General features: G+C 65.0%; 23 protein-coding genes and 2 tRNA genes. 12 read left to right on the plus strand and 13 right to left on the minus strand.

Features of this window, described 5'->3' with window-relative positions; genetic code table 11:
• Positions 1 to 3: 3 nt before the first annotated feature.
• The 6 genes from PVW49_RS16720 to frr all read right to left on the minus strand — a co-directional run bounded on the left by PVW49_RS16720 (position 4) and on the right by frr (position 4,949).
• Positions 4 to 132, minus strand: coding sequence for a hypothetical protein (locus tag PVW49_RS16720; RefSeq protein WP_274565446.1), 129 nt, complete (start codon positions 130 to 132; stop codon positions 4 to 6).
• A gap of 137 nt (positions 133 to 269) precedes the next feature.
• On the minus strand, positions 270 to 1,619 hold the full coding sequence (gene rseP, locus PVW49_RS16725; RefSeq protein ID WP_074835621.1) for an RIP metalloprotease RseP: 1,350 nt from the start codon (positions 1,617 to 1,619) through the stop codon (positions 270 to 272).
• Positions 1,620 to 1,625: 6 nt separating this feature from the next.
• Positions 1,626 to 2,804, minus strand: a complete 1,179-nt coding sequence (gene dxr / locus PVW49_RS16730) for a 1-deoxy-D-xylulose-5-phosphate reductoisomerase (RefSeq protein ID WP_048531715.1) — start codon at positions 2,802 to 2,804, stop codon at positions 1,626 to 1,628.
• Positions 2,801 to 3,595 (minus strand): phosphatidate cytidylyltransferase, encoded by a 795-nt coding sequence (locus PVW49_RS16735; RefSeq protein ID WP_074835618.1) that lies wholly within the window; start codon positions 3,593 to 3,595, stop codon positions 2,801 to 2,803. Before PVW49_RS16735 ends, dxr begins: the two co-directional genes overlap by 4 nt.
• Positions 3,596 to 3,599: 4 nt before the next feature.
• Positions 3,600 to 4,334 carry an isoprenyl transferase gene (locus tag PVW49_RS16740; RefSeq protein ID WP_274591091.1) on the minus strand — a complete coding sequence of 245 codons (735 nt, stop codon included), beginning with the start codon at positions 4,332 to 4,334 and terminating at the stop codon, positions 3,600 to 3,602.
• A gap of 51 nt (positions 4,335 to 4,385) precedes the next feature.
• Positions 4,386 to 4,949, minus strand: coding sequence for a ribosome recycling factor (gene frr, locus PVW49_RS16745; protein WP_048531710.1), 564 nt, complete (start codon positions 4,947 to 4,949; stop codon positions 4,386 to 4,388).
• Between the two features lie 197 nt (positions 4,950 to 5,146).
• On the opposite strand from frr, the gene PVW49_RS16750 reads away from it, so the two are divergent.
• Positions 5,147 to 6,208, plus strand: coding sequence for a calcium-binding protein (locus PVW49_RS16750; protein WP_074835614.1), 1,062 nt, complete (start codon positions 5,147 to 5,149; stop codon positions 6,206 to 6,208).
• Between the two features lie 48 nt (positions 6,209 to 6,256).
• Here PVW49_RS16750 and pyrH read toward each other — a convergent pair whose 3' ends face one another.
• Positions 6,257 to 6,997, minus strand: coding sequence for a UMP kinase (gene pyrH / locus PVW49_RS16755; protein ID WP_074835613.1), 741 nt, complete (start codon positions 6,995 to 6,997; stop codon positions 6,257 to 6,259).
• Between the two features lie 126 nt (positions 6,998 to 7,123).
• On the opposite strand from pyrH, the gene miaA reads away from it, so the two are divergent.
• From miaA to thpR, 3 genes are all read left to right on the plus strand, one after another.
• Positions 7,124 to 8,011, plus strand: coding sequence for a tRNA (adenosine(37)-N6)-dimethylallyltransferase MiaA (gene miaA, locus PVW49_RS16760; protein ID WP_274591092.1), 888 nt, complete (start codon positions 7,124 to 7,126; stop codon positions 8,009 to 8,011).
• 98 nt (positions 8,012 to 8,109) lie between these two features.
• On the plus strand, positions 8,110 to 9,024 hold the full coding sequence (locus PVW49_RS16765; RefSeq protein WP_074835610.1) for an AraC family transcriptional regulator: 915 nt from the start codon (positions 8,110 to 8,112) through the stop codon (positions 9,022 to 9,024).
• Positions 9,025 to 9,031: 7 nt separating this feature from the next.
• Positions 9,032 to 9,601, plus strand: a complete 570-nt coding sequence (gene thpR / locus PVW49_RS16770) for an RNA 2',3'-cyclic phosphodiesterase (protein WP_274591093.1) — start codon at positions 9,032 to 9,034, stop codon at positions 9,599 to 9,601.
• A gap of 5 nt (positions 9,602 to 9,606) precedes the next feature.
• Here thpR and PVW49_RS16775 read toward each other — a convergent pair whose 3' ends face one another.
• On the minus strand, positions 9,607 to 10,206 hold the full coding sequence (locus tag PVW49_RS16775) for a lytic transglycosylase domain-containing protein (RefSeq protein ID WP_274591094.1): 600 nt from the start codon (positions 10,204 to 10,206) through the stop codon (positions 9,607 to 9,609).
• A 168-nt stretch (positions 10,207 to 10,374) separates the two neighbouring features.
• Between PVW49_RS16775 and PVW49_RS16780 the strand changes: the two genes are divergently transcribed.
• A complete protein-coding gene (locus tag PVW49_RS16780; protein ID WP_274591095.1) occupies positions 10,375 to 10,884 on the plus strand; it encodes a single-stranded DNA-binding protein in 510 nt (169 codons plus the stop codon).
• 125 nt (positions 10,885 to 11,009) lie between these two features.
• Here PVW49_RS16780 and PVW49_RS16785 read toward each other — a convergent pair whose 3' ends face one another.
• Positions 11,010 to 11,420: a SufE family protein gene (locus PVW49_RS16785; protein ID WP_048531699.1), complete on the minus strand. Its 411-nt coding sequence runs from the start codon at positions 11,418 to 11,420 to the stop codon at positions 11,010 to 11,012.
• A gap of 118 nt (positions 11,421 to 11,538) precedes the next feature.
• On the opposite strand from PVW49_RS16785, the gene PVW49_RS16790 reads away from it, so the two are divergent.
• The gene (locus tag PVW49_RS16790; protein WP_274591096.1) at positions 11,539 to 12,045 is read left to right on the plus strand and encodes a hypothetical protein; all 507 of its coding nucleotides are present in this window, start codon (positions 11,539 to 11,541) and stop codon (positions 12,043 to 12,045) included.
• A 52-nt stretch (positions 12,046 to 12,097) separates the two neighbouring features.
• On the opposite strand, the gene rnd is transcribed toward PVW49_RS16790, so the two are convergent.
• The 3 genes from rnd to purM all read right to left on the minus strand — a co-directional run bounded on the left by rnd (position 12,098) and on the right by purM (position 14,967).
• Entirely contained in the window at positions 12,098 to 13,255 is a 1,158-nt protein-coding gene (rnd, locus tag PVW49_RS16795) for a ribonuclease D (protein WP_048531697.1), read from the minus strand.
• Between the two features lie 81 nt (positions 13,256 to 13,336).
• Positions 13,337 to 13,918, minus strand: a complete 582-nt coding sequence (gene purN / locus PVW49_RS16800; protein WP_274591097.1) for a phosphoribosylglycinamide formyltransferase — start codon at positions 13,916 to 13,918, stop codon at positions 13,337 to 13,339.
• Positions 13,915 to 14,967 (minus strand): phosphoribosylformylglycinamidine cyclo-ligase, encoded by a 1,053-nt coding sequence (purM, locus tag PVW49_RS16805; protein WP_274591098.1) that lies wholly within the window; start codon positions 14,965 to 14,967, stop codon positions 13,915 to 13,917. Before purM ends, purN begins: the two co-directional genes overlap by 4 nt.
• A gap of 111 nt (positions 14,968 to 15,078) precedes the next feature.
• Between purM and PVW49_RS16810 the strand changes: the two genes are divergently transcribed.
• Both PVW49_RS16810 and PVW49_RS16815 read left to right on the plus strand, forming a co-directional pair.
• Positions 15,079 to 15,155, plus strand: a tRNA-Ile gene (locus PVW49_RS16810).
• A 218-nt stretch (positions 15,156 to 15,373) separates the two neighbouring features.
• Positions 15,374 to 16,939, plus strand: coding sequence for a two-component system sensor histidine kinase NtrB (locus tag PVW49_RS16815; RefSeq protein ID WP_274591099.1), 1,566 nt, complete (start codon positions 15,374 to 15,376; stop codon positions 16,937 to 16,939).
• 52 nt (positions 16,940 to 16,991) lie between these two features.
• Here PVW49_RS16815 and PVW49_RS16820 read toward each other — a convergent pair whose 3' ends face one another.
• Entirely contained in the window at positions 16,992 to 18,308 is a 1,317-nt protein-coding gene (locus tag PVW49_RS16820; RefSeq protein ID WP_048531688.1) for an ATP-binding protein, read from the minus strand.
• Between the two features lie 46 nt (positions 18,309 to 18,354).
• Here PVW49_RS16820 and PVW49_RS16825 point away from each other — a divergent pair, with 46 nt between their 5' ends.
• The 4 genes from PVW49_RS16825 (at position 18,355) to tnpB (ending at position 20,636) form a co-directional block, all read left to right on the plus strand.
• Positions 18,355 to 19,272: an MBL fold metallo-hydrolase gene (locus tag PVW49_RS16825; RefSeq protein ID WP_274591100.1), complete on the plus strand. Its 918-nt coding sequence runs from the start codon at positions 18,355 to 18,357 to the stop codon at positions 19,270 to 19,272.
• Between the two features lie 70 nt (positions 19,273 to 19,342).
• Positions 19,343 to 19,417, plus strand: a tRNA-Asn gene (locus PVW49_RS16830).
• A gap of 431 nt (positions 19,418 to 19,848) precedes the next feature.
• The gene (tnpA, locus tag PVW49_RS16835) at positions 19,849 to 20,286 is read left to right on the plus strand and encodes an IS66-like element accessory protein TnpA (RefSeq protein WP_274591101.1); all 438 of its coding nucleotides are present in this window, start codon (positions 19,849 to 19,851) and stop codon (positions 20,284 to 20,286) included.
• Entirely contained in the window at positions 20,283 to 20,636 is a 354-nt protein-coding gene (tnpB, locus tag PVW49_RS16840) for an IS66 family insertion sequence element accessory protein TnpB (protein ID WP_274591102.1), read from the plus strand. Before tnpA ends, tnpB begins: the two co-directional genes overlap by 4 nt.
• Positions 20,637 to 20,865 lie beyond the last annotated feature (229 nt).

A 20,865-nucleotide genomic window follows, 5' to 3' on the forward strand; every position in this document is an offset into this window, starting at 1 on the left:
TGTTCAGAGGAAAGTCGCCAGATATCCGCTCAGCACCAAGGCGCCCGCCATCGTGCCGACAAACAGAATCCGGTCGGAATTGAGGTGTGCGATCAGGCGCAGGCCGCGGTATCCATCTGTCAGTGTCTGCATTTTCTCGCTCTTTATCGGGCGTTACGCAGATCAACGTAACAGCGGATCTTGGCAAGATTAGGGCAACTTCCCGGGCCGGCTGGCGCCCCGGGGCCGCAGAATTTTCCGCCGGGCGCGCGCAATCGGCGATCCTCTGCCTACGGGCAGAGGATCAGATCGTTCGAGAGCGAGAACACCATGACGGAGAGCACGATGCCAAGCCCGATGGTCATCAGCACGCCCAGCACCTTGTCATGCGGCGGCCGGCCGACCACGGCCTCATAGGCATAAAACACCAGGTGGCCGCCATCGAGCACCGGGATCGGAAACAGGTTGAGCAGCCCCACCGCCGCAGAGAGCACCGCCACGAACCACAGGAAATTCGAAGTGCCCTGCGCCGCCATCTGGCCCGACGTTTCTGCAATGCCCACCGGGCCCGAGAGATTGCAGCTCGAGATCTGGCCGGTGATGATGTGCCACAACCCGGAGACCGAGCCCTCCATGATCGCCCAGGTCTGCCGCACCCCGCCCTGAAGTGCCTGGCCGAACCCCGGGGTCGAGGTGGCGGGTTCAAAGAACAGCCCGCCAACCACGCCGACGCGCCAATAAGTGACAAAGCCACCCTCGGCGCCGGGCTCGTCCACCCGGCGCGGCGCCAAGGCAAATTCCAGCACTTCGCCATCGCGCCAGACGTCGAGCAGCAGCGCCCTGCCCTCCGAGGTTTCCACCGCTTCCTTGATCTGGTCGAAGGTCGCGATCTCATTGCCATCAACGCTCAGGATCACATCGCCGGGCGCGAGCCCGACGTCATAGGCGGCCGAGCGCGGCACCAGCCGGGTGACGTTCGGCGGATACGGATAAGGCCCTGTGACGGTCAGTTCCTGCCCGTCGCGCAGGATGCGGTAATCGAGATCGTTCTCCGGCGGCAGCGCCTCGGCAAAGGCGGCAAATCCCTCGGCGTCGCTGAAATCCGGCACCTCCTGCCCGGCGATCGACAGAAGCACATCGCCTTCCTGCAATTCCTGCACGCTGGGCATCGGGCGCAGCTCGCCCACGGTCAGCGGCTCGGAGATCACGCCGCGGGTCAGGAACAGCGCCGAAAACAGCACGAAGGCCAGCACGAAGTTGAACATCGGCCCGGCCGCGACCGTGGCGGTGCGCGCCCAGAGCGGCGCGCCGGCCATGGTGGTACGTTTCTCGTCTTCGGAAAGCCCCTCGATCGCTGCCTCGTCGGTGCCGGCAGAGGCCGCATCGGCATCGCCGCGGAACTTGACGTAGCCGCCCAGCGGCAGCGCCGCGACCTGCCAGACGGTGCCGTGCTTGTCGGTGCGCTTGAACAGCACCGGGCCGAAACCCAGCGAGAAGACATCCGCCTTGATCCCCGACCAGCGGCCCACGATGTAATGGCCGTATTCGTGGATGGCGACGATGATCGACAGCGCCACCACAAAGGCCGCCAATGTGAACAACGTACCGCCAAATTGCGGAATCAACTGCGAAATTTCCAAGCCGCCCTACCTTTTTGATCTGTCCCGGATGACCCGGTCTGCTTCTTCCCGTGCCAAATGGTCTACGCGCGCGACGTTATCAAGGGTCATTGCGGCGTCAATGAGGCCCGGCTGGCCTGACAATCGGGTGAGCACCTCTTCGACAACCTCGGCCATCTCGGTAAAACCGATGTCCCGCGCGATGAACCGGTCGAGGCTGCGTTCCTTGGCGGCGTTGAAGGCCGCACCCGACAGCCCGCCCGTCTCCATCACCTCGCGCGCCAGCCGCAGCGCCGGCCAACGGGTCTCGTCCGGCGCGCGGAAGCTGAGCGTGGCGATCTGGGCCAGATCGAGCCGTTCGACCGGCACTGCGCCGCGCTCGGGGTAATGCAGCGCGAAGCCGATGGCGTGGCGCATGTCCGCCGGGCCGACATGCGCCATCAAGCCGCCGTCGCAGAACCCCACCAGCGCGTGAACGAGGCTTTCGGGATGTACCAGCACCTCGATCTTGTCAGGCGACAACCCGAAGAACTCTTTTGTTTCAATGACCTCCAACGCCTTGTTGAACATCGAGGCGCTGTCGATGGTGATCCGCTGGCCCATGTCCCAGTTGGGATGGGTGGCCGCCTGTTCCGGCGTGGCCTCGCGCAGCCGCTCCAGCGGCCAGTCGCGGAAGGCCCCGCCCGAGGCGGTGATGATCACCCGTTCGACGGCCTCGATATCCTCGCCGATCAGCGCCTGGAATACCGCCGAATGCTCGCTGTCCACCGGCAGCACCCGGCCACCGTGGGCCTTGGCCGTGGCGCTGACCAGCGCGCCGGCGCAGACCATGCTTTCCTTGTTGGCCAGCGCCAGTGTCGCGCCGTGTTCCAGCGCTTTGAGCCCGGGCGCCAACCCCGCCGCGCCGACAATTGCCGACATGACCCAATCGACCGGCCGCGCCGCCGCCTCGATCAGCGCGGTCTCGCCGGCGGCCGCTTCGATACCGGAGCCCGCCAGCGCATCGCGCAGCGCGCCGAGCTTGTCGTCATGCGCCGTCACCGCCAGCCGGGCGCCCAGACGCCGGGCGTCGACCGCCAATTGTGCGATATTGTGGCCGCCGGTCAGCACTTCGACCTGATAGCCCTGCGGATCGCGGGCAATCAGGTCGATGGTGTTCTGTCCGATAGAACCGGTCGCGCCAAGAATGGAGACGCGTCGGGTCATGGCGTTCCCCCGGCGGGGAATACCAGCACCTGCGCCACCAGCAGCAGAAACAGCGCCCCGCCCAGCATGCCGTCAAACCGGTCGAGCAGCCCGCCATGGCCCGGGATCAGCGTCGAGGCGTCCTTGACGCCCACTCGCCGCTTGACAGCGCTTTCGGCAATGTCGCCCATCTGCGAGGCCATGGAAACGGCGATGCTGACGCCGATCACATCCGGCCCCGAGGCGCCCGAAAGCCAGTAGATCACGCCGACACTCCCGGCGCCGAGCCAGCCGGCAACCGTGCCCGACCAGGTCTTCTTGGGGCTGACGCGGGGCCAGAATTTCGGCCCGCCGATCATCCGCCCGGCGAAATAGCCCGCCACATCGGTCACCACCACGACCAGCACCAGCCACATCAGCCAGGCCATACCGTAATCCTGCCGCAGCGCCACCATGCCATAGGAGGCCAGCAGGATCGCCGCCGAAAATGTCATGAAAACCGTGCGATGCGCCTTGAGCCGGCTCAGCCCGACAAACGCCGGCGCCATCATCAGCGGCAGGGCAAAGCCCGGCGGAATCAGCGTGCCGATCAACAGGCACAGCCCGGCCAACCCGGCCAGCAAAAGCGCCTGTTGCGACCCGCCGCCGATCAGCCGCACCAGTTCCCAGATCATGGCGCCGCCGATCAGTGCCACCAGACCGCCAAAGACCCAGCCGCCGAACCAGATCGCCACCAGCCCGACGCCGATCATCACCACCGCCGAGACCAGGCGGACGATCAGATCATCCCATTTGCCGCTGCTGTCTGCCATGTACTCAGACCTTTACCGCGCCGAACCGGCGCTCGCGTTTGCCATAGGCCCCGACCAGCCGTCCAAATTCCTCGCGGGTGAAATCCGGCCAAAGCGTGTCGATGAATTCATATTCCGCATAGGCCGACTGCCAGAGCAGGAAATTCGACACCCGGGCCTCGCCGCTGGTGCGGATCACCAGGTCGGGATCGGGCAGCACGCAGGTATCGAGGTATCTCGGCAGGGTTTCCTCATCGACGCTCTCGGGATCGAGCTTGCCGTCGCGCACGTCACGGGCCAGCCGCTTGGTGGCGCGGGCCACCTCGTCGCGGCCGCCGTAATTCAGCGCGATGGTCAGATTGGTGCCGGTGCATTCCCGCGTCGTCTCTTCGGCCTCGTCCATCAGCGCGCGCAGCTTGGCATCAAGCCGCACCCGGTCGCCGATGAAGCGAACCTGGACATTGTCGCGCCGGAAGGCCTCCATCTCCTTGTGGATGTAGCGCCGGAACAGGCTCATCAGCCCGGCCACCTCGGTCTGAGTCCGCTTCCAGTTCTCGGTCGAGAAGGCAAAGATGGTGACGTATTTCACCCCGAATTCCGGGCAGGCCTCGACAATCTCGCGCACCCGGCGGGCGCCTGCCTGGTGACCGAACAGCCGCGGCCGGTGGCGCAATTGCGCCCAGCGGCCGTTGCCGTCCATGATGATCGCCACATGGCGCGGGCCGCGGTGCGTCTCCGATTGGTTTGCGTCGCGCGCCATTGATCCTCCGTCGGTGTCAAACCGGCCCCGGTGAAGAGGCGGCAAGGTCGCTCAGACCTGCATGATCTCGGCTTGCTTGGTCTCAAGCGCTTCGTCCACCTTCTTAACATAGGTGTCCGTCAGCTCCTGAACGGCATTTTCCCAGAATTTCTGGTCGTCTTCCGAAATACCGTCGGTCTTGGCCTTCTTGATCTGCTCCATGCCGTCACGGCGCACGTTGCGGATCGAGACGCGGGCATGTTCGGCATATTGGCCGGCCACCTTGGTCAGATCGCGGCGGCGTTCCTCGTTGAGCTCGGGGATCGGCAGCATGATGATGGTGCCGTTGAGCTGCGGATTGATGCCGAGGCCGCTTTCACGGATGGCCTTTTCGACCTTGCCGACAAGGCCCTTGTCCCAGACGTTGATCGTCACCATGCGCGGTTCGGGCACGTTGACGGTGCCGACCTGGTTGATCGGGGTCGGGCTGCCATAGGCATCGACCATCACCGGCTCCAGCATCGAGGCCGAGGCCCGACCGGTGCGCAGCGAGGCGAACTCGGTCCTGAGGTTGGCCATGGCACCGTCCATGCGGCGCTCGAGATCGTCGGTATCAAGAATGAAATCGTCGGACATTCTGCTCATTCCCCTTGGGTTCAGGCGATATTTCCCGGGTCATAAGACATTGGATCGCCGATGTATAGCGCTCTTGGCCGGCCATCGCGACACGCCCGGCACCGCCGGCGCGATTGACAGGTCGGACCCGGCCCCGCATCATTCCGGCACGACACCGAATTTCTATTATCCCTTGTTTTGACAATTTGAGGTCTCCAATGGCGACGATATTCGCAACCGAGTCAATTGGCCTTGACGGGCTGTTTCAATTCTCCCCTCTTCCATATGCGCATGTCGGCGGGCCCGGGAATACCACCTGGACCGGCAACGGCTATGACAACACCTATGCCGGAGGGCTGGGCGATGACATGCTCTACGGCCTTGGCGGCAACGACAACCTGTACGGCAACAGCGGCAACGACACGCTGTTTGGCGGTCCGGGGAACGATTTCCTGAGCGGCTACTCCGGATTCGACGAGATATTCGGCGCGGCCGGAAATGACACCCTGCGGGGCGGCGACGGGGCCGACGATCTGTCTGGCGGCGACGATCACGACTGGCTCTCTGGCGGGCGCGACAACGACTTTTTGTCAGGCGGCTTCGGCAACGATACGCTGTATGGCAATACCGGCCGCGACACCATCGAAGCCGGCGCCGGCGACGATTACATCAGCGGGCATTACGGCCACGACCTGCTACTCGGCCACAGCGGCGACGACACCATCCTGGGCGGGCGTGGCAACGACCGGATCTACGGCCATGCCGGCGACGACTGGATCAACGGCGGATCGCTGGATGATTCCATCAATGCCGGCTATGGCGATGATTTCGTGCTGGGCGGTCTCGGCAACGACACGATCACCGGCGACTGGGGCGACGACTCGCTTTACGGCAACAGCGGCGACGACGATCTCTCGGGTGGCGGCGGCGCCGACTACCTGAGCGGTTTTTCCGGCGACGACAGCCTCTATGTCGGCGACAGCGATACCGCCTCGGGCGGCACCGGCGAAGATCATTTCTATTTCGGCTTTGGCACCGGCACCTCTGTGATCACCGATTTCGAGCTCGGCGAAGACCAGATTCACCTGCGGTATGACGAGTTCACCGGTTATGTCGGCGGCACGCTCGACCGGGCCGCGCAGGTGGGCGACGACGTGGTTCTGACCCTGGAATGGACCGACGTCTGGGAACCGGACCAGCGGTTCACCCAGAGGATCGTGCTCGAGGATTTCTCGATCGACGACGTCAGCAGCGAGATCTTTGGCTGGTCCTGGGCGTGAGCTGCAAGGGGGGCTGTCCCGGCCCCCCGCCGCATGTCGGCGCCGGCCTCAGGGGCCGACCTTGGTATAGGTGCCCTCGCCCGCGAGGATGCCGCGGAAGCCGCCCGGCTCGTCCAGCGAAAAGACGATGATCGGCAGCGAGTTGTCGCGTGCCAGCGCGATTGCCGAGGCATCCATCACGCCGAGATGTTTTTGCAGCACCTCGTCATAGCTCACCTGGTCATAGCGCACCGCGTCGTCGTGCTTGACCGGATCCTTGTCATAGACGCCATCGACCTTGGTGCCCTTGAAGATCGCCTGGCAGGACATCTCGTTGGCGCGCAGGGTGGCGGCGGTGTCGGTGGTGAAATAGGGGTTGCCGGTGCCGGCGGCAAAGATGCAGACCCGCTTCTTCTCGAGGTGGCGCACGGCGCGGCGGCGGATGTAGGGCTCGCAGACCTGATCCATCGGAATCGCCGAGATGACGCGGGTAAAGACGCCGAGACCCTCGAGCGCCGATTGCATCGCCAGGGCGTTCATCACCGTCGCCAGCATGCCCATGTAATCGGCCGTGGTCCGTTCCATCCCCTGGGCGCTTCCCTGCAACCCGCGGAAAATGTTGCCGCCGCCGATCACCATGCAGATCTCGACCCCCAGGGCATGGACCGATTGCACCTCGCGGGCGATCCGTTCGACGGTGGGCGGGTGCAACCCGTAGCCCTGGTCGCCCATCAGCGCCTCGCCGGAAATTTTCAGAAGGACGCGTTTGTACTTGGTGGCGCGGGCATCGGTGTCGGTGGCAGCAGACATGGTGTACTCCGGTGAGGCGGCTGGCTAAATTGGCGGCAAAATGTCGGAAAACACGGGGCAGTTCAATGCAGCATTCGGGGGAAAGACAGATCCCTTGCACCTCTCTTGCATCAGCGGGGCCCTTGCATGCGCCTTGACCTTGCCAATCTCTCGCCCGAGCGCTCGGTTCTGATCGCCGGCCCCACCGCCAGCGGCAAATCGGCCCTGGCGCTGGAGATCGCCGAGCGCCAGGGCGGCGTGATCGTCAATGCTGATGCGATTCAGGTGTTCGAGAACTGGCGCGTGCTGACCGCGCGCCCGGGGGCCGAGGATCTGGCCCGTGCCCGGCATGTGCTATACGGCCATGTCGCCTGGGACGCGGCCTATTCCGTCGGCCACTGGCTGCGCGAGGTGGCGCCCCTGCTGAGCGGGCCCGAACGGGCGATCATCATCGGCGGCACCGGGCTCTATTTCGCGGCGCTGACCGAGGGGCTGGCCGAGATTCCCGCCACCCCGCCCGAGGTGCGCGCCGAAGCCGATGCCCGACGTCTGGACCAGGGGCATGACGCGCTCCTGCCCGAGATCGATCCCGAGACCCGTGCGCGGCTCGATACCCGCAACCCGATGCGGGTGCAGCGCGCCTGGGAGGTGCAGCGAGCCACCGGCCGGGGGTTGGCAAGCTGGCAGGACGCCACGCCGGAGCCGCTGCTGCCCTTCGCGCAGGCCCAGGCGCTGCGCGTCGATGTCGAACGTGACTGGCTCAATGCCCGCATCGCGCGGCGTTTCGACCTGATGCTCGCGCAGGGGGCGCTTGACGAGGCCCGCGCCAACCTGGCCCGCTGGGATCCGGCGCTGCTCAGCTTCAAGGCGATTGGCGCCCCGGAGCTGATTGCGCATCTGCACGGCGAAATTCCGCTGGAAGATGCGCGGGAAAAGGCCACAATCGCCACCTGTCAGTTTGCAAAACGCCAGCGCACATGGCTACGCTCGCGCATGAAAGCGTGGCAGGGAGTGGAGGCGGCGGCTTTGTGCTGAGAAACGGGATTTCCCTTGCGAATGGCGCTGCGGCGCGGCATCAACAGGTGTCTGACCTGAAAGCCTCCAGTGACCGAAAGGACCGGCGTGGCGTGACGATGCAACGATCAGAGCCTGTCGAGGCGCAGACCGCGAAGCCGGCCCTGCCGCTTCGCGTGGTGACGCTTGCCCAGATGACACCGGGCGGCAGCTGGCAGGCCAGCCTGCCCCATGCGCGCGACGATCACCTGCTGGTCTGGATCACCCGCGGTCAGGGCCGCGCCACGATCCGCGGCATCCGTCGCGGCATCGGCGCCAACAACGTGCTGTATCTGCCGCGTGGCACGCAATTCGCGCTGGAAACCGGGCCGCAGTGTTTCGGCCAGGCAATCCTGATCGAAGATGGCGACTATCCGCTTCTACCCGACGCGCCGCAGCACCTGCGGCTCCGCGATGTCCAGGCGCAGGGCGATCTGACGGGCATCGTCGAAATGCTGCAACGCGAGCTGGCCTCGCAGCAGCCGCTACAGGCCGAGGCGCTGGTTGCCCGCTTCAATCTGGCGGCCGTCTGGCTGCGGCGGCAGATGCTGGCGATGTACGACGAGGGCGACAAGGTCTCGCCGGCGCTGATGGGGCGCGAAACCGCCGGGCAGCGCCTGTCGCGCCGCTTTGCCGATCTGCTCGAGGCCGAATTCCGCAGCGGTCGCAACATGGCCGATTACGCCACCCTGCTCGAGGTGACGCCCACCCATCTGACCCGGGTCTGCCGCGAAAATGCCGGGCTGACCGCCGCCGACATGATAACCCAGCGGGTGCTGCATGAGGCGCGGATGCTGCTGATGCGGCCGGAGCCGCCGGTGCAGAACGTGGCCGGACATCTTGGCTTTGGCTCCGCCGCCTATTTCTCGCGCTTCATCCAGCATCACACCGGGCAGCCGCCGTCGGCGCTGCGCCGCACCGCGCTGCACGAGGGCGGCCCGCGTCCGAAACCGGCGCCGGGGCCGCTGTTCCGTCACCACAGCGGCGGAGGCTGAGCCGCCGATGCGGCTGTTCGTGGCACTGCCCCTGCCCGAGGAGGCCCGCGATGCGCTGAGCGATCTGCAAACGGGCCTGCGGGTGGGCCGGCAGGTGGGGGCGGATCAGTTTCACGTCACCCTGGCCTTCTTTGCCGAGGTCGCGCCGCAGCAGCTCGCCGATCTGGACGCGGCGCTCGAGGAGATCCGCGCCTGGCCCTTCGACGTGGCGTTTTCCGGGGTGGATATCTTTGGCGGCAGCAAACCGCGCCTTGTGGCCGCCATGGTGCGGCCTTCGCCAGAGCTGGAAACGCTGCACCGCGCCGTGCAGGGCGCGGCGCGACTGGCCGGGCTTCGCCCCGAGCGCCAGAAGTTCAAGCCGCATGTGACGCTGGCGCGCTTTGGCGCGCGACCGCCCGCCGGGCTGGCCGACGAGGTGCAGCGCTACCTGTCAGACACGGCGCGGGCCGAGATCCCGGGTTTTGTGGCGCAGGCCATCGCCCTCACCCGGTCAACCCTGGGCGGCGGCGCGCCGGTCTATGACGATCTGGCCGTCTATCCCTTCCGGCCCCTGCCCGACGGCTGGGCCGATCTCTGAGGCACTCAGCTGCCCCAGATCACTTTCACGTAGTTCCGGGTTTCCCGGTAGGGCGGAACGCCGCCGTATTTCAGCACCGCACCCGGCCCGGCGTTATAAGCGGCGAGCGCCAGCCGCCAGGAGCCAAAGGCATCATATTGCTGCTTGAGATAGCGCGCGCCGCCGCTGAGGTTCTGTGCCGGATCCTCGCGGTTCACGCCGAGCCTTCGGGCTGTACCGGGCATCAGCTGCGCCAGCCCATAGGCGCCCTTGTGGCTCAGTGCCTCGGGGTTCCAGCCGCTTTCCTGCTGCACCAGCCGCAGGAACAGATCCTCGGGGACGCCATGGGCGCGCGCCGCATCGCGGGCCATGCCGGAATAGACCCCCTTGTACGTGCCGGTGTAGCGCTGGTTCGGTCCCTGCCCCGCGTCATCCCATTTGGTCGGGGTCGCCACCTTGGGCGGCTGCAACCTGACCGAATTGTTGTATTGCTGGGCGGCGCGACGGTCGAGCACGCCGGTCTTGGATTTGAAGAGATTGGCCTGGCCCTTGGTCGAGATCGTTTCGGCCTGGCCGGCGAGCGGCAGAAGAGCCGCCGCAAAAGCTACGCATAGCACCTTGCGCATACACACTGTCCCCACGTCGTTTTGGCGCAATATACCCAAAATTCCGGATTCGGCCAGACCGGCACCCGTTTGCCATTTATCAATCATGATCAGGTGAGGTAGGCTCCGCCGAACTTCGCCGCCGGATTCGGAATTCGGCGCAATCAGAACGTGCAACTTGGGGGCAATATGGCCGGGTCAGTCAACAAAGTCATTCTCATCGGAAATCTCGGGCGCGACCCGGAAGTGCGGACCTTTCAGAATGGCGGTAAGGTCTGCAATCTGCGCATCGCAACCTCCGAAACCTGGAAGGATCGCAACACCGGTGAACGCCGCGAGCGCACCGAATGGCATTCGGTCGCGATCTTCAACGAAGGGCTGGTGCGCGTCGCAGAGCAATATCTGCGCAAGGGATCAAAGGTTTACCTCGAAGGTCAGCTTCAGACCCGCAAATGGCAGGACCAATCCGGCCAGGATCGCTATTCCACCGAGGTGGTGTTGCAGGGCTTTGGCAGCACCCTGACCATGCTCGACGGTCGCGAGGGCGGCGGCGGTGGCGGCGGCTTTGGTGGCAGCGGCCAGGGCAACTACGGCGGCGGCTATGACAGCGGCCCGCAGGATCAGGGCTATGGCGGTGGCGGCAGCCAGGGCGGCGGAAACCCGCCCAGCCGCGACATCGACGACGAAATCCCGTTCTGACACCGGGGCCGGCCAAGCGCCGGCCCTTTTCTTTTGCAGCTTCTTTTGCAGCAGTCTCGGCCGTCTTCACCGCGCTTTCGACCGAGCGCCCGCGGCGTTCCGGCGGGCAAACCGCCGCCGGTGTCTCAGGCGACTTCCGCCGCCCGGTCCCGGATACGCTCCACCATCGCCCGCAGCCCGTTCGAGCGCTGCGCCGACAGGTGATCGTTCAGCCCCAGCCGCGCCAGCTCGCCGCCGGCGTCGACGCCCGGCACCTCGGACACCGGCAGCCCGTTGTAAAGCGACCGCAGCACGGCAATCAGACCGCGCACGATCATCGCATCGCTGTCGCCATCGAAATGAAACGCCCCGCCCTCGGGGCGGATGTGCAGCCAGACCTGGCTGGCGCAGCCCTCGACCTTGGTGGCGGGCACCTTGAGCGCTTCGTCGAGCGGGGCCATGTCGCGGCCCTTCTCGATGACGTAGCGATACCGGTCTTCCCAGTCCTCGAGGAATTCGAAATCCTCGACAATCTCTTCAAATGCAGCGCTGGCCATAACCCCTCCGATGCAACTGTTCCTCACCTATGCAGCCAAATGCCAAAGGTCCAGTCGCAATCGCTTTTCAACCCGCGGCCAATGCGCTAACCCAAGGCAACGACAAAGGGAGTGGCCCATGCGCAAACTGGTTCTGGCATCACTGGTGGTGGCGACGTCGCTGGCGGGCTGTGCCGCGGTGCGCGACTCCCGGGTGAATCCGGCCAATTGGTTCGGGCGCAGCGAGACCGTCGCCACCCCGCCGGCCGAGAGCGAGGTGAACACGCTGATCCCCGAGCGGCGGGCGTTCTTTGGCAAACGCGACGCACCGCCCTATGAAGGCGCGCTGGTGGAACAGGTGACCGAGTTGCACATCCGCCAGGTGGCGGGCGGCGCGGTGGTCGAAGTTTCGGGCGTGCTGACCTCGATCGAAGGCTATGATGTGCGTCTCGTCGCGCTCGAGGAGGCCGAAGCCGGCAGCCTGAGCTATGAGTTCCGCGCCGTCCAGCCGCGCTATGGTGAGGGGGTGGGCAATGCCCATGCGCGCGCCGTCACCGCCGCCATTCGCCTGACGGAACAAGAGCTTGCCGGCATTCGGACAATCCGCGTGCTGGCTCGCGACAACATCCGCAGCGCCAGCCGCTAATTCCGGGGGATCACGGGATCAGGGGGCGCCGCCCCCCGTTGCCCGGTGATCGTCAGAGTTCGACGATCTGCACATCGTTGCCGCGCACCGTCAGCGCGACCTGACCGGCGCACAGCCGCAGCGCATCCCGGCCAAAGACCTCGTGCCGCCAGCCGCGCAGCGCCTGGACGTCGCGCAGCCCGGCGGCAAGTGCGTCGAGATCCGCCGATGGCGCCACCAGCCGCGAAGCCACGTCGCTGGCCTCGGTCTTGGCCTTGAGCAGCACCCGCAACAGATCGGCCAGCGCCGGATTGACTTGCAGCTTTTCGCGCGAGCGATCGATCTGCGGCATCTTGTCGGGCGGACAGTTCAGCCCGGCCTGCACCGCGGCCAGGATGCCTTCGGCAATCTCGCCCCGCCGTGCCTCGCGCAGCAGCAGCCGGGACCGGCCCAGATCGGCGACCGAGCTCGGCTTGGTCGAGGCCAGCTCGAGCATGGCATCGTCCTTGAACACCCGGTTGCGCGGAATGTCCTTGGTCTGGGCATAGGATTCGCGAAACCGCGCCAGCTCGCGCACGATGGCCAGGAATTTGGGCGTCGTGGTGCGGGTGCGCACCCGCTGCCAGGCCTCTTCCGGCCGCATGATATAGGTTTCCGGGTCTTCGAGGATCGACATTTCCTCTTCCACCCAATGGGCCCGGCCGGTCTTTTCCAGTTTGGCGGCGAGGAATTCGTAGATCGTGCGCAAATGCGTGACGTCGGCCAGCGCGTATTTCTGCTGCGCCTCGGTCAATGGCCGGCGCGACCAATCGGTAAACCGCGAGGTCTTGTCCAGCCCCTTGCGGGCAATCGCCCGCACCAGCTTTTCATAGCCCACCTGTTCGCCGAAGCCGCAGACCATGGCGGCGACCTGGGTGTCGAACAGCGGATGCGGGATCACCCCGGCATCGACAAAGAAGATCTCGAGATCCTGCCGTGCGGCGTGGAACACCTTGACGACATTGCCATCCCGGAACAGCTCGTACATCGGATCGAGCGACAGCCCCTCGACCAGAGGATCGATCAGCACGGCATTGCTGTCGTCCTTGCCCGGCATGGCCATCTGCACAAGACACAGCTTGGAATAATAGGTCCGTTCCCGGAGGAACTCCGTATCCACGGTGACATACGGTTCCTGACGCGCGGCGGTGCAGAATTCGGCCAATTCCGCGGTCGTCGTAATAATACGCATAGGCGCCCTTTTTTATTTTATCGCGCTCCCTCAAAGCCAGCATATGAGCTAAAAACCGGGATGAAAAGAGCGTGCGACGGCTTATACGCGACGGAATTGCGTGCAGAATTGGCGCAATACCGCCGGATAAAGCCTGTGTTCCTCTACCAAAACGCGCGCCGCAAGGCTCTCGGGCGTGTCGTCCGGCGCGATCCTGACTTCTGTCTGGCCCAGGACCGGCCCGTCATCAAGCTCTGGCGTGACCAGATGCACCGAACAGCCGGCCTCGGCATCGCCGGCGGCCAGCGCCCGCGCATGGGTGTCGAGCCCCTTGTATTTCGGCAGCAACGAAGGGTGGATGTTGAGCATCCGGCCCTGCCAGCGGGTGACGAACTCCGCCGTCAGCACCCGCATGAAGCCAGCCAGGCAGAGGATGTCGGGGCGGGCCGCCTCCAGCGCCGCCTGAAGCTCGGTCTCGAATCCGGCCCGGTCCTTGCCGAAGGGACGATGATCGACCACCGCCACCTCGATCCCGCGCGCCCGCGCCTTGTCGAGCCCGCCGGCATCCGGCCGGTTCGACAGCACAAGGCAGGGCCGCGCCGGATGATCGCCCGTCATGCTGTCGACCAGCGTCACCATGTTCGATCCGCCACCGGAAATCAGGATGGCGACGCGCAGGCTCATGCAAGCGACCCGCGATAGGTCACGCCGGCGCCCTCGGTGACGTGGCCCAGCGCATGCACCTGTTCGCCGGCCTCGATCAGCACCTTGATGATCTCGCTGGCGCGGTCGGCTTCGACCACCAGCACCATGCCAATGCCGGAATTGAAGGTCTTGAGCATCTCGGCCTCGGCCAGACCGCCGGTCTCGGCCAGCCATTTGAACACCGGCGGCAGATCCCAGGAATCGAGATCGATCTCGGCGCCCTGCCCCTCTTTCAGCACCCGTGGCAGATTTTCCGTCAGCCCGCCGCCGGTGATATGCGCCAGCGCATGCACGCCGCCCGCGCGCACCGCCGCCAGAGCCTGTTTGACATAGAGCCGCGTCGGCCGCAGCAGCGCCGCGCCCAGCGTGCCCTCGCCCCAGGGGCAATCGTCGTCCCAGACCAGACCGGAGACCTCGACGATCTTGCGCACCAGGCTGTAGCCGTTGGAATGCACGCCGTCGCTGGCCAGGCCCAGCAACACATCGCCCGCTTTTACCCCCTCGGGCAAGGCTGTGCCACGCTCCATCGCGCCGACCGAGAAGCCGGCGAGATCGAAATCGCCTTCTGGATACATGCCGGGCATTTCCGCCGTCTCACCGCCGATCAGCGCGCAGCCCGAAAGCGCGCAGCCCTCGGCGATGCCTTCGATGATCCGCGCGGCGGTTTCGGTCTCGAGCTTGCCGGTGGCGAAGTAGTCGAGGAAAAACAGCGGCTCGGCCCCCTGGCACACCAGATCGTTAACACACATGGCAACGAGGTCGATACCGACGCCATCCACCTCGCCAGTGTCGATCGCAATGCGCAGCTTGGTGCCCACGCCGTCGGTGGCGCCGACAAGGATTGGATCCTCGTAGCCTGCGGCCTTGAGATCGAAGAGCGCGCCAAAACCGCCCAGCCCCGACATCACGCCGGGCCGCGCCGTGCGCTTGGCGGCGGGTTTGATCCGCTCGACAAGGGCATTGCCCGCATCGATATCCACACCGGCCTGGCTGTAGGTCAGCCCGCTCTTGCCCGTCTCAGCGCTCATCGCCCGCTCCGTCCTGTCACTTGGTCTGCGCCCGGTTAAAACATCGCGTCGACAGGCGCAATCTGAAAGCCTTGACCCTGCCGGCGTGGCTGGATACTCCAAGCGCAAGGCGGGCCTGTAGCTCAATTGGTTAGAGCAGAGCGCTCATAACGCTTTGGTTGCGGGTTCAAGTCCTGCCGGGCCTACCAAGCCGTCTTGCTGATGGACATGCCTTCGCCGACCCCCTTCTGCTGCCATATTTGCTTTCGCGCGTGGCCTGAGTTGACGTAACGTCAATCGCGTGACGTGCACGATTTTTTCCCTTTTCTCCTCCTGATTGATATATTCATCCGCACCATCTCAAAGCGGTTTGCACGATGTTTGTCGTTTCATGAAACTCGCAATTATCCGCCAACGCCTGCCGTCCGTGGCGCCGACGCTGGCCACGGCAGCAGCGATCGAGGTCGGTCACCTTGGCAACTTTCAGTTGCCGATTCCGTTTCTGCTCTTGATCGCAAGCATGATGTACGCCGGCACCACCGGAGGCCGGATCGGCGGCATGCTGTCGGCGGCGATCTGTAGCGTGATGCTGCTGCACGGGCATGTCAGCGGCTTTGGACCGCAGATGATCATCGCCTCGCTGCCGCTCACCCTGGCCTCGATCGCGATTTTCGCTACCATGGGCTATTTCGTCGGCCGCATCGCCGATCAACGCGATGCGCTGATGGAAAAACGCCTGGAGGCGCAGCGCCGCGACCAGGAACAGCCCCTGTTGCTGGCCGCCAAGGTCGCCGGGATGGGCTATTACATCTGGGACACCGTAAACGACCTGCCGGTGGTGGTCTCCGAACAGCACGCCCGCAATCACGGCGCCAGCGTCGAAGCCTTCCTGGCCACCGCGGCCTCTGCCGGGGGCGCAATCGGCCTGGTGCATCCAGACGACCGGCAGCGGGTGAAGGAAGGATGCCGCGAGGTATTGAAAGGCGTGCCGGTGACGCTGGAATACCGTGTTCCCGTCGGCGACGAGACGCGATGGATCCGGGCCAGCGTGGAACCGCAGACAGACGACTGCGGCAATGTCGTACGAGAGGTCTGCGCCTCGCTCGACATTACCGAGCAAAAGACCAACGAACGCATTTTTGCCGAGGCGCAACGGCTTGATGCCGTCGGGCGTTTGACGGCGGGAATTGCCCATGACTTCAATAACATACTGACCGTTGTTACAGGAAACGTCGAACTGTGCCGCCTGGAGAGCGACAGCGCTGATCAACGCGAGCTCCTGACCCAGGCGCTTGACGCCACCGCCCGCGGGGCCAAGCTCACGAAACAGCTTCTGGCCTTTGGCCGCCGTTCCGTGCTGGCGCCAGAAGCGCTGGACGCCAATCGCGTGATCAACCGGCTGGATGGGCTGTTCCGGCGCACCCTGCCTTCGACGATCCGCGTTGAAACCCAGTTGGGGCGCGATCTGGGCCCGGTCAAGGCCGATCGCACACAGCTTGAAAGCGCGCTGTTGAACCTTGCTATCAATGCGCGCGACGCCATGCCCGATGGCGGCCAACTTATCGTGACAACCCGCAGCCAGACGGTCACCGAGGCCGAGCCAACCGCGGGATTGGAGGCGGGCACCTATGTCGTCATTTCGGTCGCCGACACCGGAACCGGCATCTCGGAAACGGCGCTGGAGCGGGTGTTCGAACCGTTTTATACAACGAAGCCAATCGACAAGGGTTCGGGGCTCGGGCTGCCGATGGTCTATGGGTTCGTGATCCAATCCGGCGGCCATATCACGCTCAAGAGCCAGCCGGGGCATGGCACGCAGGTCGAAATGTTCCTGCCCCGCGCCACCAGCGAGTTGGAAACCGCCCCTGACGACGCGCCTGCGCCCGCATCCGAGGCAGTTTCTTCTCCGGTCGATCTGCCTGAAATGGGCCTTCTGATCGAAGACCCTGCCGCCTGGCAAAAGACGGCACAGCCTCGCCGCGCCCCACAATGAATCAGGCTCAGGCAATGCATGAAGTTTTCCCGTTATGCCTTTAAAATTAATACTACCTTGCCACCACGATGTCGGCTTGAAGCCCGCCAAGCCGCTCTGAGTGCCCCAGTCGCAGCACCCCGCCATGGGCGCGGGCGATATCGGTCGCAATGGCCAGCCCCAGCCCGACCCCGGGCGCCCGGTTCTGGTTGCGGGAACTGTCGAGCCGCACGAAGGCCCGCGTCGCCGACAGCCGCATGTCTTCGGGAATGCCCGGGCCGTCATCTTCGACCCGAATGCGCAAGGACGTCGCCGTCAAGCTCGCGCTCAACTCGCACTTCGTCCCGTAACGTGTTGCATTTTCGATGAGATTCTCCACTGCGCGCCGGATTGCAATCGGCCTCAGCGCGATCTGTCCCTCCCCCTCGATCTGGCCCAGGGTCACCGGCTTTTCCGCCCGCTGGGCATCCTCGACGATCCGTCGGATCAGCCGCATCGGATCGACCAGATCCGGCGTGCTCTCTTCGGCATTGCCGCGCACGAAATCGAGGAATTCGTCCAGCATCCGCTCCATCTCGCGCACGTCGCGCTGAAGATCAGTCACCTCGTCGTCCTCCAGCATCGACAGCCCCAGCTTCAACCGCGTCAGCGGCGTGCGCAGATCGTGGCTGACCCCCGAGAGCAGCAGCGTGCGCTGTTCGATCTGCCGCTCGATCCGGGCGCGCATATCGAGAAAGGCATGCCCCGCCGCCCGCACCTCGACCGCGCCGGAAGGCGAATATGGCACCACCCGTCCGCGGCCGAAAGCCGAGGCCGCATCCGCCAGCCGAGTGATCGGCCGCAACTGGTTGCGCAGGTAGATATAGGCAATCGGCGTCATGATCAGGCTGAACAGGATCATGTTGAGAATCAATTGATGCGGGTTCGAGGCCGAGACCCCCTTGCGATCGAACCGCAACTCCAGCACCCCCTGCGGCAGATCGATATAGACCAGCGTGTCGCGGTCGTTGGGCAGCGCGATGGCGGCGATCCCCTCGAGTTCGCTGCGCAATTCCCGGATCACCACCAGACCCGACAAATCGAACCAGCGGCGGGTGTCCTGCTCCGGCGCGATTTCCTGCCAGCTCAGCGTGTAATCCAGCGCCTCGGCCAGCGGCTGCATGGCCGCCGTCGCGGCATCGCGGCTGTCTCCGGTCTCGACCTGCGCCACGATCAGCCGTATCTCGTCGCGGACCGAACGGGTGAGCTGTTCGGTCACGCCTTCGAAGTGACGCTGAACAAAGATCACCGTCACCACCAGCTGCAAGGTCACCACCGGCAGCACCAGAATCAAGGCGGCGCGGCCATAGAGGCTGCGCGGCATATAACGTTTGAGCCATTCGAACGACATGGGTAAGGCTTAGCCGCACAATCCGCCGCATAGAAGGAAAACCCGCATGGCCGCCGAGGAAAACCCGCCCGTTCCGGGGCTTGCAGAGCCGCTTGCCCCCGGTCTGCTTCGCGTGCTTGCGCCCAATCCCTCGCCGATGACCCACTGGGGCACCAACAGCTATCTGCTCGGCCGCCGCGAGATCGCGGTGATCGATCCCGGCCCCGACGATCCGGCGCATCTCGAGGCGCTTCTGCGCGCCCTGCCCGCCGGTGCGCGGATCCGCCATATCATCGTCACCCATGCGCATCGCGATCATTCGCCCCTGGCCCGGCCGTTGGCCGAGGCCACCGGCGCGCCCGTTCATGCCTTCGGCCCCGCCACCTCCGGCCGCAGCGCCGTGATGGCCGCCCTGGCCGACAGCGGGCTGAGCGGCGGCGGCGAAGGCGTCGACCGCGGCTTTGTGCCGGATGAGATCCTGGCCGACGGTGCCGGCCTGCGCACGGACGAATGGGAGCTGACCGCGCTGCACACGCCCGGACACATGGGCAATCACATCTGCCTGGCCTGGGGCGACGCGCTGTTTTCCGGCGATCACGTGATGGGCTGGGCCTCGTCGCTGGTTTCGCCGCCCGATGGCGACCTGACCGATTTCATGGCTTCCTGCGCGCGGCTCGCCAGCCGCCACTGGCAGCGGTTCTACCCCGGCCACGGCGCCCCAATCGCCGATCCCGCCGGCCGGCTCGCCTGGCTGATATCGCACCGCCACGCCCGCGAGGCCGAGATCCTCGCCGCCCTGGCCGATGGCGCGTTGACCGCGACCGAGCTTGCCGCGCGGATATACCGCGACACCCCCGCCGCCCTGCTGCCTGCCGCCAGCCGCAATGTCTTTGCGCACCTCGTTGATCTGACCGGCAAAACCCGCGTGGCGCCGGTATCAGAGCTGGGTTTCGACGGTGGTTTCACCCTTTCCGTGGGGTCATGAATTTTTCTGCAATTTTCTGCCAAAACCCTCTGGACGCCCCGAACCGGCCTCGTTATATCACCCCTCGTGTTCCGGCGTAGCTCAGCGGTAGAGCAGTTGACTGTTAATCAATTGGTCGTAGGTTCGATCCCTACCGCCGGAGCCAAAATCCCCAAGTAGATCAGAGATTTACGAGACACCTCAGCGAGGTGGCTCAGGGGGTGTTTGGCTTTAGTAAGCGTATAGTAAGCAGTTCGTGGGGTCGGATTGAGTAGTTTGTGACAAGGCTCGTAGAGAAGCTGCCATGCATTACGTGCGCAAGCTCTAGCAGGGATATGTTCAGCCCCACTCGCCTGACTGCGCAAATCTATATGAGCCGACGAGCAACGATTTACATACAATCCCTAGTGTTGGGGCGCAGAATGCGCGGCTTTAGCAGCCGCCCGAGGTGACTGCTAACATATAGATTTGCTTGCCAAGCCCTGATTCGATCAGCGACATATTACCTAGCGTAAGCGCCACGCCAATCCCCTTCTGCCGCGCTGACGCCGGCTGTGCGAGTCCTGCTGTCGAGGTGAGACAGGATAGGACGGCAAAATGGACGTCTCTTTGGACGGCTCAACAAATGGCTACGCGGGCAGGATCGAGGTTCTCGAGGGGCGGTCTGGTCGGCGATTTCGGAGCGAGGCGGAGCGGGCGCGGATCGCGGCGGAAAGTATGATGCCCGGAGCGAAGGTCGCCGATGTCGCGCGGCGGCACACGGTGACCCGCTGGCAGGTCTACGATTGGCGCAAGAAGCTGATGACCGGTGCGTTGGCTTTGCCCGCCGAGACGGCTGACGACCCGATGTTCGCGGCGCTTGTCGTTGAGGCGAAACCGGCGCGTCCTGCACCCAGCCCCAAACGGCGCCGCGGTGCGCTCAAATCCAGCAGGATCGAACTGGTGGTCGATGACGTGACCCTGCGGGTGGCGTCGGACATCGACGAAGTGCAATTGACCCATATGATCCGCGCGATCCGGGCGGCCTCGCGATGATCTCGCCGACCGGCGGGTTGCGCGTCTACGTGGCCACGCGTCCGACGGACTTCCGGAAGGGCATAGATGGCCTGGCGCTGCTGGTTCAGGAAACGATGGGGCTCGATCCGTTCAGCGGCGCGGCCTTTGTGTTCCGCGCCAAGCGGGCGGACCGCATCAAGGTCCTGGTCTGGGACCAGACCGGCATCGTTCTGGTTCACAAGCGCCTGGAGGGCGCAAAGTTCGTCTGGCCCAAGGCGCAGGACGGGGTGATGAAGATGTCGCCCGCCCAATTCTCGGCGCTGTTCGAAGGGCTGGATTGGCGGCTGGTCCGCCCCGAGCGCGTGCGGCGGCCGGAACTGGCAGGATAAGGCGTTTCGGGAATTACCTGATCCCTCAAGCATCGCCAAAAGCCCGAGAGCGCCGAAGGCGTGGCAGAATTGGCGATTCCGGGCTTTTCCTGAAACGCCATGGCTGCGGCAGAGAGACTCGGCACGGCATTCGCAATGGCAGGCCATCGGCCATTGTGCTTGATCCGGGACATGACCGACACAGCCTGGACCTGTCGCGGGATTGTGCCGCTCCTTTGACCACGTATCG

Source organism: Marinovum sp. PR37, from assembly GCF_028807375.1.
GTDB classification, from domain to species: Bacteria; Pseudomonadota; Alphaproteobacteria; order Rhodobacterales; family Rhodobacteraceae; genus Marinovum; species Marinovum algicola.

What these genes read in the sequence shown, in the direction of transcription:
- PVW49_RS16720 (WP_274565446.1), bottom strand. Translation starts at nt 132, where the DNA reads ATGCAGACACTGACAGATGGATACCGCGGCCTGCGCCTGATCGCACAC.
- dxr (WP_048531715.1), bottom strand. Translation starts at nt 2,804, where the DNA reads ATGACCCGACGCGTCTCCATTCTTGGCGCGACCGGTTCTATCGGACAG.
- PVW49_RS16735 (WP_074835618.1), bottom strand. Translation starts at nt 3,595, where the DNA reads ATGGCAGACAGCAGCGGCAAATGGGATGATCTGATCGTCCGCCTGGTC.
- PVW49_RS16740 (WP_274591091.1), bottom strand. Translation starts at nt 4,334, where the DNA reads ATGGCGCGCGACGCAAACCAATCGGAGACGCACCGCGGCCCGCGCCAT.
- frr (WP_048531710.1), bottom strand. Translation starts at nt 4,949, where the DNA reads ATGTCCGACGATTTCATTCTTGATACCGACGATCTCGAGCGCCGCATG.
- PVW49_RS16750 (WP_074835614.1), top strand. Translation starts at nt 5,147, where the DNA reads ATGGCGACGATATTCGCAACCGAGTCAATTGGCCTTGACGGGCTGTTT.
- pyrH (WP_074835613.1), bottom strand. Translation starts at nt 6,997, where the DNA reads ATGTCTGCTGCCACCGACACCGATGCCCGCGCCACCAAGTACAAACGC.
- miaA (WP_274591092.1), top strand. Translation starts at nt 7,124, where the DNA reads ATGCGCCTTGACCTTGCCAATCTCTCGCCCGAGCGCTCGGTTCTGATC.
- PVW49_RS16765 (WP_074835610.1), top strand. Translation starts at nt 8,110, where the DNA reads ATGCAACGATCAGAGCCTGTCGAGGCGCAGACCGCGAAGCCGGCCCTG.
- thpR (WP_274591093.1), top strand. Translation starts at nt 9,032, where the DNA reads ATGCGGCTGTTCGTGGCACTGCCCCTGCCCGAGGAGGCCCGCGATGCG.
- PVW49_RS16775 (WP_274591094.1), bottom strand. Translation starts at nt 10,206, where the DNA reads ATGCGCAAGGTGCTATGCGTAGCTTTTGCGGCGGCTCTTCTGCCGCTC.
- PVW49_RS16780 (WP_274591095.1), top strand. Translation starts at nt 10,375, where the DNA reads ATGGCCGGGTCAGTCAACAAAGTCATTCTCATCGGAAATCTCGGGCGC.
- PVW49_RS16785 (WP_048531699.1), bottom strand. Translation starts at nt 11,420, where the DNA reads ATGGCCAGCGCTGCATTTGAAGAGATTGTCGAGGATTTCGAATTCCTC.
- PVW49_RS16790 (WP_274591096.1), top strand. Translation starts at nt 11,539, where the DNA reads ATGCGCAAACTGGTTCTGGCATCACTGGTGGTGGCGACGTCGCTGGCG.
- rnd (WP_048531697.1), bottom strand. Translation starts at nt 13,255, where the DNA reads ATGCGTATTATTACGACGACCGCGGAATTGGCCGAATTCTGCACCGCC.
- purN (WP_274591097.1), bottom strand. Translation starts at nt 13,918, where the DNA reads ATGAGCCTGCGCGTCGCCATCCTGATTTCCGGTGGCGGATCGAACATG.
- purM (WP_274591098.1), bottom strand. Translation starts at nt 14,967, where the DNA reads ATGAGCGCTGAGACGGGCAAGAGCGGGCTGACCTACAGCCAGGCCGGT.
- PVW49_RS16820 (WP_048531688.1), bottom strand. Translation starts at nt 18,308, where the DNA reads ATGTCGTTCGAATGGCTCAAACGTTATATGCCGCGCAGCCTCTATGGC.
- PVW49_RS16825 (WP_274591100.1), top strand. Translation starts at nt 18,355, where the DNA reads ATGGCCGCCGAGGAAAACCCGCCCGTTCCGGGGCTTGCAGAGCCGCTT.
- tnpA (WP_274591101.1), top strand. Translation starts at nt 19,849, where the DNA reads ATGGACGTCTCTTTGGACGGCTCAACAAATGGCTACGCGGGCAGGATC.
- tnpB (WP_274591102.1), top strand. Translation starts at nt 20,283, where the DNA reads ATGATCTCGCCGACCGGCGGGTTGCGCGTCTACGTGGCCACGCGTCCG.